This is a genomic window from Streptomyces sp. NPDC018019 (assembly GCF_044327805.1).
GTDB lineage: Bacteria > Actinomycetota > Actinomycetes > Streptomycetales > Streptomycetaceae > Streptomyces.
Genome location: NZ_JBIRGD010000006.1, coordinates 127,220 through 139,316, shown reverse-complemented (window position 1 = coordinate 139,316; position 12,097 = coordinate 127,220). Strand labels below are relative to the sequence as shown.

Annotated in this window: 9 protein-coding genes and 1 pseudogene; 6 read left to right on the top strand and 4 right to left on the bottom strand. The window is 71.7% G+C overall.

The window, feature by feature from the left end; all coding sequences use genetic code 11:
- Positions 1–38: 38 nt before the first annotated feature.
- The gene (locus ACH4FX_RS12860) at positions 39–1,355 is read right to left on the bottom strand and encodes an ABC transporter substrate-binding protein (protein ID WP_398478067.1); all 1,317 of its coding nucleotides are present in this window, start codon (positions 1,353–1,355) and stop codon (positions 39–41) included.
- A gap of 215 nt (positions 1,356–1,570) precedes the next feature.
- Here ACH4FX_RS12860 and ACH4FX_RS12855 point away from each other — a divergent pair, with 215 nt between their 5' ends.
- Positions 1,571–3,643, top strand: a complete 2,073-nt coding sequence (locus ACH4FX_RS12855) for an NPCBM/NEW2 domain-containing protein (protein ID WP_398478065.1) — start codon at positions 1,571–1,573, stop codon at positions 3,641–3,643.
- 84 nt (positions 3,644–3,727) lie between these two features.
- Here the strand turns inward: ACH4FX_RS12855 and ACH4FX_RS12850 are convergent, their stop codons facing one another.
- Both ACH4FX_RS12850 and ACH4FX_RS12845 read right to left on the bottom strand, forming a co-directional pair.
- On the bottom strand, positions 3,728–5,578 hold the full coding sequence (locus ACH4FX_RS12850) for a serine/threonine-protein kinase (protein ID WP_398478411.1): 1,851 nt from the start codon (positions 5,576–5,578) through the stop codon (positions 3,728–3,730).
- A gap of 89 nt (positions 5,579–5,667) precedes the next feature.
- On the bottom strand, positions 5,668–6,624 hold the full coding sequence (locus ACH4FX_RS12845; protein ID WP_398478063.1) for an ROK family protein: 957 nt from the start codon (positions 6,622–6,624) through the stop codon (positions 5,668–5,670).
- A gap of 342 nt (positions 6,625–6,966) precedes the next feature.
- Here ACH4FX_RS12845 and ACH4FX_RS12840 point away from each other — a divergent pair, with 342 nt between their 5' ends.
- On the top strand, positions 6,967–8,010 hold the full coding sequence (locus ACH4FX_RS12840) for a LacI family DNA-binding transcriptional regulator (protein ID WP_398478061.1): 1,044 nt from the start codon (positions 6,967–6,969) through the stop codon (positions 8,008–8,010).
- 99 nt (positions 8,011–8,109) lie between these two features.
- Here the strand turns inward: ACH4FX_RS12840 and ACH4FX_RS12835 are convergent.
- A pseudogene (locus tag ACH4FX_RS12835) lies at positions 8,110–9,042 on the bottom strand (hypothetical protein); the annotation flags it as partial.
- 275 nt (positions 9,043–9,317) lie between these two features.
- On the opposite strand from ACH4FX_RS12835, the gene ACH4FX_RS12830 reads away from it, so the two are divergent.
- The 4 genes from ACH4FX_RS12830 (at position 9,318) to ACH4FX_RS12815 (ending at position 12,084) form a co-directional block, all read left to right on the top strand.
- Positions 9,318–10,124, top strand: coding sequence for an SDR family oxidoreductase (locus tag ACH4FX_RS12830; protein WP_398478059.1), 807 nt, complete (start codon positions 9,318–9,320; stop codon positions 10,122–10,124).
- Positions 10,125–10,151: 27 nt separating this feature from the next.
- Complete coding sequence (locus ACH4FX_RS12825) at positions 10,152–11,030, top strand: helix-turn-helix transcriptional regulator (protein ID WP_398478057.1); 879 nt, start codon at positions 10,152–10,154, stop codon at positions 11,028–11,030.
- A 524-nt stretch (positions 11,031–11,554) separates the two neighbouring features.
- Positions 11,555–11,695: a hypothetical protein gene (locus ACH4FX_RS12820; protein ID WP_398478055.1), complete on the top strand. Its 141-nt coding sequence runs from the start codon at positions 11,555–11,557 to the stop codon at positions 11,693–11,695.
- Between the two features lie 227 nt (positions 11,696–11,922).
- Entirely contained in the window at positions 11,923–12,084 is a 162-nt protein-coding gene (locus tag ACH4FX_RS12815; protein WP_398478053.1) for a hypothetical protein, read from the top strand.
- Positions 12,085–12,097 lie beyond the last annotated feature (13 nt).

Below are 12,097 nucleotides of genomic sequence, written 5' to 3'. Positions count from 1 at the left end.
GCTCCTGGCCGGTCGTCCGGCTCCCGGTGGTCACGGCGTCAGTCCGCGGCGAATATCTGTTTCTTCTGCCGTTCGATGCCGTTCACCAGCCCGTCGATGTCGTCCGGGTCGCCGATGAACTGCTGGATCGCCTGGATCAGTACCGTCGAGGCGAAATCGGGGCGGGTGTCGCGGTCCATGAACTGCGATATCTGCCGGGCGCCCGACACCAGTTGGACGGCCTTCTTCTGGAGGGCGTCGTACGACCCGGTGCCGGCCCCGCTGTTGACCGCCACGTTGTTCGGGTCGCGTTTCAGGTAGATCAGTTCGGCCTGCGGTGTGGCGAGGAATTTCAGCAGGTCCTCGGCCCCGCCCCGGTTCCGCGCCTTCTTCGGCGTCAGGAACCCGTCCACCGGCGCCTCGACCGCTTCCTGCCCGAATGCCGGATCGATCTCGGGGAACGGGAAGAAGTCCAGGTCCGCGCGGTTCTCCGCGGTGAACTGCTGGCCCGGGTGCGGCAGTCCGAGCACCGTCATGCCGGTCTTCTTCCGCTGGAGGGACTGCGCCGCCTCCTGCCAGGTCCGCCCGTTCGCGCCTTTCTGGTGGTACGGCAGCAGGCTCCGCCACAGGTCGAAGACCTGCCGTACCTGGGGGCCGGTCCAGGATTTCTCCCCGCGCATCAGGGCGATGTGGAAGTCGTATCCGTTGGCCCGCATGTCCAGGTAGTCGAAGGTGCCCATGGCGGGCCAGCCTTCCTTGTCGCCGAAGGCGAATGGGGTAAGGCCGTCCTTCTGCATCTGCCGGGCGAGAGCGCGGTACTGATCGAAGTTCTTCGGGATCTCGTAACCTCGCGTCCGGAAAACGCTCTTCCGGTGGAAGACCGCCCACGGGTAGTAGTAGTACGGCACGAAGTACTGCTTGCCGTCCTCGCCCGTGGACTGATTCTTCACCGCGTCGGAGAACCCTTCGAACCCCCTCCAGAGATCGCTGATGTCGGCGAGCAGGCCCTTTCGCGCGAAGTACTGCATGCGGTAGCCGGCGAACCACGTGAAGACGTCATCGGGCGTGCCCTGGAGGTAACGGTTGATGTTCTCCTGGAAGTTCTCGTGGTTGACGGTGTTGACCTGCACCGTCTTCCCGGACTTCTTCTCGTACGCCGCGAAGGCGTCGGCGTACGCGCGCTTGGGCACCGCGTCGGAGGCGTTGGAGCCCAGGGTGACGCCGTCGCCCGGACCGTCGCCGCACGCGGTGAGCAGGGACGGCAGCGCGACCGCCCCCGCACCGGCCGCCACGCCCCGCAGAAGGGCCCGCCGGGGGACCGCGCGAACCGCCCGGTGCGCCCTCCCGCCGGAGCCGTCTCCCCGTACCTGGGCCATGTCCTCTCCCCCTCCTCGACGATGGAACCGAACAGAACCGAACGCGAGTGCTGGGATCTCACTCCCAACGGGGATATCCGTCAAGGGCTTTGGCGGCCCGTTTTCCCACCGCCACCCACTGCCTTCCAACACAGTCCAACAAGGCTTACCGTAAACACTCGCTATTGACCGGTACATGACTTCACTGCTCTCTCCGAGAACGGAGGACGCGCATCATGCACCCGCACGCCCCCCTCACCACCCGGCGCGCCCGGCGAAGAGTCGTCGGAGCGCTCTCCGCGGCATTCCTGTGCGCGACCGGGGTGACGGCCCTGCCGGCCGCGGCCCGTACGGACGGCGCCGCCGGACCGCCCGCCGCGCGGCCCGGCCCCGGAGCAGCCGCGTCCGCCGCCCCGCGGCTGCCCGACGGCCTGGCCAGGACGCCTCCCATGGGCTTCAACAACTGGAACTCGACGCACTGCGGCGCCGACTTCAACGAGGCGATGATCAAGGGAATCGCCGACATCTTCGTCGCGAAGGGCCTGAAGGCCGCGGGCTACGAGTACGTCAACCTCGACGACTGCTGGGCCCAGAAGGAGCGGGACGCGAACGGCAAACTGGTCCCGGACACCACGCGTTTCCCCAACGGCATCAAGGCCCTGGCCGACTATGTCCACTCCAAGGGGCTCAAGTTCGGCATCTACACCAGTGCCGGCACCAGGACGTGCGCCCAGGCGATGCCCGGCGCGCTGGGCCATGAGTACTCCGACGCGCAGCAATTCGCCGACTGGGGAGTGGACTACCTGAAATACGACAACTGCAACAACCAGGGGGTGGACGCCAAGAAGCGCTACATCACCATGCGCGACGCCCTGAAGGCGACGGGCCGCCCCATCGTCTACAGCATTTGCGAGTGGGGCGAGAACAAGCCGTGGGAGTGGGCGGCGGACGTCGGGCACCTGTGGCGCACCACCGGTGACATCAGTGACGTGTGGGACAGCATGGTCTCGATCTTCAAGCGGAACGCGCCGCTGGCCCCGTACGCCGGTCCCGGTCACTGGAACGACCCGGACATGCTGGAGGTCGGCAACGGCGGCATGACGGACACCGAGTACCGCAGCCACTTCTCGCTGTGGTCGATGATGGCCGCGCCGCTGCTGATCGGCACCGACCTGCGCAAGGCCTCGCAGGCGACGTTCGACATCCTCGGCAACAAGGAGGTCATCGCGCTCGACCAGGACCCGCTGGGCAAGCAGGCCCAGGTGCTGAAGTCCGAGGGCGGCCGCTGGGTGCTGAGCAAGCCGCTGGCCGACGGCGACCGGGCGGTGGCCCTGTTCAACGAGACCGACCGGCCGCAGCGCATCAGCACGACGGCCAAGGAGGCGGGCCTGCCGCAGGCGAGCGGATACCGGCTGCGCGACCTGTGGAAGCACGAGAACACCCACACCGCGGGAGAGATCGCCGCAACCGTGCCGGCGCACGGCACGCTGGTCTACCGGGTCTCCGCCGACCGCCAGTGGCCGCAGTACCCGCCGGCCCTCGACAGCGGCGCGGACGGTGTCGACCCGGTCGAGGTCGGCAAGGAGGCCCGGGTCGCCACCCTCACCCGCAACCTGGGCCGGACGCCCGCACTGGACGTCGAGGTCGGGCTCAAGGGCCCGCAGGGCTGGCGCGTCGAGCCGGTCACACCCACCGGGACCCGGGTCCTGCCCGCGGGCAAGGAGCTGGCCACCGCCTGGAAGATCTCCCCTCTCGCGGGGACCAGGCCCGGCCCGTACGAGCTGACGCTCACCACCGAGTACCGCTCACCGCGCGGGCAGCAGGTCACCCAGACGCTGGCGATCCCGGTCCACGCCGTCCAGGCGCCGCCCGCCGGCACCTCGTACGCCAGCGACCTGGCCTGGGTCACCGCCACCAACGGGTACGGTCCGGTGGAACGGGACCGGAGCGTCGGCGGGCCCCAGGCCGGTGACGGGACGCCGATCAGCATCGGCGGCGTGCCGTTCGCCAAGGGGCTCGGCGCCCACGCGCCCAGCGAGATCACGTACTACACCGGCGGGCGGTGCTCGGCGTTCAGCGCGCAGGCCGGCGTGGACGACGAGACGGGCGACCAGGGAACGGTCACCTTCGAGGTGTGGGCCGACGGGCAGCGGGTCGCCGAGAGCGGCACGCTGACCGGCAAGGACCCGGCGAAGGCCGTCGGCGCCGCGGTCTCCGGCGCGAACACCGTACGGCTGGTCGTCCAGGACGCCGGTGACGGCTTCTACTACGACCACGCCGACTGGGCGGACGCCAAGTTCACCTGCTGACGCGGCCGGACGCCGCACCGCACACCGGCCGGGCGGGCCGCACGGTCCGCCCGGTCCGCGGTGTCCGGGCCCGCCCGGCCCGGGTCAGCACGTCGGCAGACCGGGGACCGGCGCGTCGTTCCGGCCGCCCTTGACGTAGACGACGCTGACGTACACCCCGGAGTTGCCGCTGTCGTCGTCCGTCTTCGCCCACCAGGTGTTCGTCCACCTGCCGTAGGTCTCGCGGCGGCCCAGGTCCGCCTGGCAGTAGAAGTAGTTGGTGCCCGCGTTCAGCGTGCCGACGCGCTGGAAGGAGCCGGTGTACGAGGCGGCGGCGCGCCACACCTGGCAGTTGACCTTGCCGCCGCCGATGGGCGCGCACGAGGTGGGCCCGGGGTCGCCGCCGGTGCCGCCCGGAGTGCCGCCGCCCGTGGTGGCCCCGCCGGACGCGGAGCCGCCCGTACCGCCGGTCGCTCCCTCGGCGGGGCTGCTGCCATCGCCCGGCCCGGGCTTGCCGGACGCGGTGCCCGGCGACGGCTTGCCGGAGGTGGCGGGCGCCGCGCTCTCCTTCCCCGGGCCGTCCCCGGTCGCCTTCCCGCCGGGCTTGGCGTCCCCGGTTCCCTTGGTCTCCTTCGGAGCGCCCGACGCGCCGGGCCGCGACGCGGCCTGCTCCTCCGGTGCGGAGGTGGGCGGATGCCCGGCGACCGTACGGCCGGAATCACGGTCCATCAGGGCGTACGTCACTCCCCCGCCCGCCAGCAGCACGGCGGCCACGGCGGCGGCGAGCACGGTGTTACGGCGCCCGCGCCCGGCCGGACGCGCGGCCGCCGCCCCGGCCGGTACGGTGCTGGTCTCCCGCTCCCCCAGGTCGCCCGGGGGCACCGGCCCGGCGGGCGCCGGACCGCCGACCGGCCCCGTGGACGCGGCGACGGCGCCCCCGGCTCCGCTTCCGGCGCCGGGCGGCGGAGGCGGCGGTGCGGCCAGGACATCGGGTGCGGTCGGCGTCCGCGCGGCGCCCAGCCGCGTCGTGTCCCGCCCGTCGGCCACCGCCGCCAGCATCGCCCGCGCCTCGGCCGCGCTCGGCCGGGCGGCCGGGTCCTTGGCCATCAGCGCGTGCAGGACGGGGGTCAGCGGCCCGGCGCGGCGCGGCTCGGGCAGCGGTTCGGAGACGATTGCCGTCAGGGTCGACCACACCGAGGTACGGCGGAACGGCGCGCCGCCGCCCTCCACCGCCGCGTACAGCGTCATGCCCAGCGACCAGATGTCCGAGGCGGGCGAGGGCGGCTGTCCCTGGGCCCGCTCCGGCGGCAGGTAGTCGAGCGAGCCGACCAGTTCGCCGCTGCGGGTCAGATGGGTGGTGTTCCCGTCGTCCGGCGCCTCGATGCTGGCGATGCCGAAGTCGGTGAGCACCACGCGCCCCACCCCGGCGTCCGGACGGCCCGCCCGCCGCGCCCAGCCCGCCAGCAGGATGTTGCCGGGCTTGACGTCCCGGTGCAGCACGCCCACCTGGTGGGCGGCGTCCAGCGCGTCCATCACCTTGGCGCCGATGGCGGCGATCTCGCGCGGGCCGATGGCGCCGTACCGGTCCAGGGCGTCGTCCAGCGACGGCCCGTCGACCAGCTCCATGACGATGACCGGCCGCCCGTCCTCGTCGATCACGTCGTGCACGGTGACCACGCCGGAGTGCCGGATCCGGGCCGCCGCCCGCGCCTCGCGCTGCATCCGGGTGCGCAGATCGGCCAGCTCCGGCGCGGACGCGTCGGTGTAGGCCCGCAGCACCTTGACGGCGACCTCCCGGCCCAGCACCTCGTCCACGGCCCGGCAGACGACCCCCATGCCGCCGCGCCCGATCTGCCCGGTGACCCGGTAGCGCCCGCCGAGCAGCCGCCCGGTCAGCTCCCCGCCGCCCGCGCCTGCGCCAGGGGCGCCGCCGCCCACGTCACCCGGCTCGTCCACACCGTCCACGCCTACTCGCCCCGTTCGCGCCGCTCGACCCCGGTCATGGTCGGCAACAGCCTAGAGGCGTCCGGGGTCCGGCGGACGGCTCAGGCCGTGGGGGCGAAGGCATCGAGACGGGACTGTTGTGCGGCGGCCGCCGCGGCGCCCACCACACCGGCGTCCGTCCCCATCTGCGCCGGTACGACGGTGATGCCGCGGACGAAGGACAGTGTCGCGTAGTCGCGCAGGGCGCGGCGGAGGGGGACGAAGAGCGTGTCGCCGGCGCCCGCCACACCGCCGCCGATCACCGCGATCTCGATCTCGACGAGGGCGGCGGTGGCCGCGATGCCGGCGGCCAGGGCCTGCGCGGCCCGCTCGAACGAGTGGCGGGCCACCGGGTCGCCGGCGCGGGCCGCGGCGGCCACGGCGGCGGCGCCGGTGTCCCCGTCGGGGCCGGGCCGCCAGCCGTTCTCCAGGGCGCGGCGGGCGATGTTGGGGCCGCTGGCGATGCGTTCGACGCAGCCGCGGGCGCCGCACGGGCACGGGTCGCCGTCGAGATCCACGCTGATGTGGCCGATGTGCCCGGCGTTGCCGGTGGGGCCGGGGTGCAGCTGACCGTTCAGGACCAGGCCGCCGCCGACGCCCGTGGAGACCACCATGCACAGGGCGTTCGCATAGCCGCGCGCGGCGCCCTGCCAGTGCTCGGCGGCGGTCATGGCCGCGCCGTCGCCCACCAGGACGACCGGGAGCGCGCCCACCAGCGCCCGCACCTCCGCGACGACCGGGAAGTCCCGCCAGCCGGGGATGTTGACCGGGCTGACGGTGCCGCGCCGGGCGTCCACCGGCCCCGCGCTGCCGATGCCGACGGCCGCCACCCTGGTCCACTCGGGGCACGCGGTCAGCTCCGCCACCACTTCGGCCAGGGCGCGCAGCACGGCGGCGCCGTCCTGATCGGCGGGGGTGGGCCGGGTGGTGCGGACGAGCAGTCTGCCGCGCTCGTCCACCAGCGCTCCGGCGATCTTGGTGCCGCCGATGTCCAGCGCTGCGCTGAGGTCCGTCTGCATCGGTGTCGAATCTCCTGGTGGGCGCGGGGCCGGGGGGTGTGGGCCCGGCACGGGTACGCCAGTCTCGTCGCGGTTGACAACGTTGTCCAGGGGTTATGCTCAAGGCCGTACCGCGCACCGGTGCGCGGTACCGCCGGGCGGTACCGCCCGGCCGGCCCCACGCACCGGCCGCTCGGTCACGCCGTGTCCATCATCGGCGCACCGGACCGGGAACCGCCACACCCGCCCCGCCCGTCTCATCAGCAACAGCCGGAGCGAGACCGGAGCCGTGGCCGCACCAGGGCCGGCCGCCGCGCCCGCGCCGGCACCCCACCGCAGCCGACAGAATCAGGACCGCGCACCGTGACCGACACCGCCCGGGGCACCTCCCGCCGCTACGGCAGCCGGCCCACGATGAAGGATGTCGCGGCCCGCGCCGGGGTCGGCCTGAAGACGGTGTCCCGGGTGGTCAACGGCGAACCCGGCGTCACCCCCGACACCGAACGCCGCGTCCAGGACGCCATCACCGCCCTCGGCTTCCGCCGCAACGACTCCGCGCGCATCCTGCGCAAGGGCCGCACCGCCAGCATCGGCCTCGTCCTGGAAGACCTCGCCGACCCCTTCTACGGGCCGCTGAACCGCGCCGTCGAGGAGGTCGCCCGGGACCACGGCGCGCTGCTGATCAACGGGTCCAGCGCCGAGGACCCCGCGCGCGAGCAGGAGCTGGTGCTCGCGCTGTGCGCGCGCCGGGTGGACGGTCTGGTGATCATCCCGGCCGCGGACGACCACCGGTATCTGGAGCCGGAGATCGCGGCAGGCGTGGCGACCGTCTTCGTGGACCGTCCGGCGGGCCGGATCGAGGCGGACACGGTGCTCTCCGACAGCTTCGGCGGCGCCCGCGACGCGGTGGCGCACCTGATCGCACACGGCCACCGCAGCATCGGCTTCATCGGCGACCAGCCGCGTATCCACACCGCCGCCGAGCGGCTGCGCGGCTACCGCGCCGCGATGGCGGGGGCGGGGCTGGCCGTCGACGAGTCGTGGGTGTCCCTCGGCTCGACCGCGCCGGACCGGGTGCGCTTCGCGGCCACCGCCATGCTCGACGGGCCGCGGCCGGTCACCGCGCTGTTCGCGGGGAACAACCGGGTGACGGTCACCGCGGTCCGGGTGCTCGCCGAACGCCCGCGCCCGGTCGCCCTGGTCGGCTTCGACGACTTCGAACTGGCCGACCTGGTGTCCCCCGCGATCACGGTCGTCGCACAGGACGCCGCACAGCTCGGCCGCACCGCCGCCACCCTGCTCTTCCACCGCCTCGACGGCGCCGACGGCCCGCCCCGCCGCGAGGAGATCCCCACCCGCCTCATCCCCCGCGGCTCGGGGGAACTGCCGCCGGCCGCGGACGCCTGAGCCCGGATCCACCGGCTTGATTCGCGGTTCGTCGTTTCGGGGACGTGCAGGCCGTGTTGGGGCTGATTTGCGGATTCGGGCATGGGGTGGCCGCTGGTCTGTGCTCCAGGGCCAGGGTTCGGGCCGGTGCAAGGTGAGGCGGCGGGCGGAGCGTGCCAGGCGGGCGGGCACGGATGGTGGCGGTGGTCGCCCTGGCAGGGAACGCGGAGGCCAGGGTGCCGGCGGCGCGGGTCAGGTTGTGTGCCAGGGCCGCCAGGGCAAACCACGCGGCATTGGCCCGGAAACGACCGGACGGCGCGTAGGCGAAGCCGCTGTTCTTGACATCGGCGATCACCTGTTCGACGACAGCGTGCCGGCGGTGATCACGCTCGGCATCCCTCAGGACGAGCGGGGAGCCGGTGAACGCGGCGTGGTAGCGCCGGGTGTCGAAGAGCAGCGACGAACTCGGCCGCCCCGCGCGCGGAGTTCGAGGGTCCTTGCGCAGCCTGGTGGCGGCGATCACGGGGCGGACAGGGGTGTGGAGACGACGCCGAGCAGTCCATTCGGGCCCTTGACCTTGCGGTATCCGTAGCCGGCGCCCTGTTCGGCGTAGCCGTGGATGCGGCGGATGGTGGCGGCGATGTCCGCGTATGCGGCCTGGTCCGCGCCGGGCAGCAGCGGGGTGTCACGGGCCGGTCCGTGCAGGAACCGGCGGGCCGCGGCGTGCAGTTGTCTCACATGCCCGTGAGTGAAGGAGCGCAGGAACGACCCCCGGCGTGGACGGGGCCCGCACTCCGGAGAACAGGCGGCCCATCGCACCGTGCCGCAGCCGGTCCATGCCGCCGATGCTGTCGACGTCCGCGGCCATGCCGCCCGCCGGCGACATCGGTTTCGCCGCAGGGAAGGCGCCGGTGCCGTCCTTCGAGGCGGGCAGCCGGACGTGCCCCCAACCAGCGCGGGCAGACCACACCACCGGCTCCAGCCCGCCGTACGCGAGCAGGTTCGGTCTTCGAACGCGGATGAGACCGCCGCCGCGGCATGGGAAGACCGCATCTCGGAAGTCTTGCCGAGCGTGCCTGATGTGGTCCTAGAGAAACCCCCATCATCCCAGGTCGCAAGGCACTCCTTCGTTTCTGGAAGAACCACCCACGGGCATCGGGCCGGGTGATCCGGACTCAGCGCACCAGGCAAGGGGGTTCTGACAGTACCTGGATCACCAGGGTCTCCCAGACATCCAAAACGCCTGTCAACCTGGTTGAGACGAAAGCGCCGACAACACTCCATGGACGTGTCGGCGCATTGTTCCACGGCAAAAGGGACGGAGATCAATGGCGGACACCCAATTCACCACTCGCACAGACCTTTTCGATCTGAGCGGGAAGTACGCCCTTGTCACTGGCGGCACCAAGGGCATTGGGATGATGATAGCGCGCGGCCTTCTCCAGGCGGGCGCCCGCGTTGTCATCAGCTCACGCAAGGCAGACGCGTGCGCGAAAGCACAGCATCTGCTGTCCGAATTCGGTGACGTCCGAGCAATTCCCGCCGACCTGTCCAGGCACGACGAGTGTCAGCGCCTCGCTGATCTTGTCAAGGTCGACTCGGAGCGCCTGGACATCCTCGTCAACAACGCGGGAGCGATGTGGCGCGAGCCGCTGGCGACGTTCCCGGACGAGGCCTGGGACGCAGTGATCGACCTCAACCTCAAGTCGCCGTTCTGGCTGGTGCAGGCGCTGCTTCCCGCACTTCGCAGGGCGGGCACCGCCGGTGATCCCGCGCGGATCATCAACATCGGCAGTATCGCCGCCATCCACGTCGCCCAGTCGCCCAACTATTCGTATGCCAGCAGCAAAGCGGCACTCCATCAACTCACCAGAGTGCTTGCCAGAGAGCTGGGCCCCCAGCACGTCACGGTGAACGCGGTAGCACCGGGAGTGTTCCCGTCACAGATGATGGCGTCCACGCTCGATGCCATCGGCGACACGATCGCGGCGGCGGCCCCTCTGCGCCGGCTCGGCCGCGACGAAGACATGGCGGGTATCGCCGTGTTTCTCGCCAGCCGGGCCGGATCGTACCTCACGGGCACCATCATCCCGGTGGACGGCGGCATCGCGACGACCGCAACAGGTACCCCGTAGACTGCGGCACGGGCTTACGGTGAGGGGATGGCCGCGATGGATCTACGCACCGAAATCCGGGAGTTTCTCAACTCGCGTCGCGCCCACATCACACCCGAGCAGGCGGGCCTGCCCGCTTACGGCGGCAATCGTCGGGTCAAAGGTCTGCGTCGCGAGGAAGTAGCGCTACTGGCGGGGGTGTCGGTCGACTACTACGTGCGCATGGAGCGCGGCAGCCTCGCAGGTGCCTCCGATGGCGTGCTCGACGCGTTGGCCTCTGCCTTGCAACTCGACGAGGCCGAGCGCGAGCATCTGTTCCGCCTCGCGCGCCGGTCCAGGGCGCCCGGCGGCCCACATCGGCACAGGCCTGCCGTAACGGTGCGCTCGACACTGCGGCAGGTGCTCGACGCGATCTCCGATGCGCCGGCCTGGATCTGTAACGGACGTTATGACGTGCTCGCCATGAATCAACTCGCCCGCGCGCTGTTTTCGCCGGTGCTGGCCGACCCGCGACGGCCCGCGAACACGACGCGGTTCGTCTATCTGAACCCCGAGGCGGCCAGGGGTTTCTTTGTCGACTACGACCACATTGCCGGTGACGCGGCCGCGAAGCTACGCATGGAAGCCGGCCGCAATCCGCACGACGAGGAGCTGATCGCCCTGGTGGGCGAACTGTCAACGTGCAGTGAGCTGTTCCGGCAGCGGTGGGCGTCTCAGGACGTGCGGCTGCACCGGTCCGGACGCAAGCGGGTGCACCATCCGATCGTGGGCCGGCTCGACTTGGACGTCGAGTCCATGGAACTGCCCGCCGAACCCGGCCTGCACCTCAACGTCTACACCGCCCCCGCGGGCACGCCGACCGCTGACAACCTGGCGCTCCTGGCGTCGTGGGCGGCCACCCGACAGACGCCGGCGACCGAGCTCTAAGCACACAACGGATAGTCCACCCCTTCAGCCGCATCAGGGTTCGTCTCCCCGACCAGCGCGGACAGACCGCACCGGCCGGCCAGCCGCACCACCGGCTCCAGCCCGCCGTACGCGAGAGCCCGCCACACGCGAACAGGTTCGGAGCACCGAACGCGGATGACCGCCGCCGCGGCAGGGGAAGGTCGCACCTCGGAAGTGCCTTGCTACGGGCAACAAGCCGGTGGATCCGGGCTGAGCGCCACGGCGTGTCCGGGCGGATGAAGAAATCTGGGCGACGGAGCAAGAAACGATGAATGTCCGAGACCGAATTCTGGAGATCCTGAACTCGGACTCCAGGGAAACTTTCTTCCTGGCCCTGGGACACCGTATGGCGATCCTCACGCGGGCAGCCCTCGGCGAAGACGCCGCTCACGGCACCCAAAAGGCCAGGTCCTGCCACGAAATGGCGATCGCCGTCTGGTCGCAGGTGTGGGCGACGAGGGATGCCGAGGTGAACGGTTACCCCGGATTCCGAGTTTCTCCCGGTGCTGCTCGAAAAGGCCGACAGGGGCGACGCGCGGCCCTACCTCCGCCAGGCTATCGAGAGCGCCCTGCTCGTGGTGGCGGGCGACGGTGTGACCGAGCCGGCAGCGACAGGCGTAGAGCTGGGCAAAGGGAAGACCTGAGGGGGTGGCGCCCGTCAGCCGCCCCCAGACCGGAACCGGCGGTACGGCCCGCTAGGGGCGGGTCGAGCACAGCGCGCAGGTCGTCAACGCCCGGCTGTCATCGCTACTTCACGGGTTGCAGATCCACCGGGAAGGCGGGAAGGGTTGCTCGGCGAGCAGGCGACGGTCCCTGGCGCTGCTGAGCGCACGTCCTGCACGCCGAGCTCCGCCCTCGGGGCATCCACGCGGTGACGCTCGCCTCCGCGATCCCCCCGGGCGCCCCGGTGCCGGACCCCGATACGGTCGGCGACCGCTACTACAACCTGTACCAGCAGCCCGACCTCGCGGAGGGGGTTATCGGCGATCTGGAGGCATTCCGCGCCCTCGTCACCGAGCGGGCCGGCGAGTGAAAGCGCGATTCGC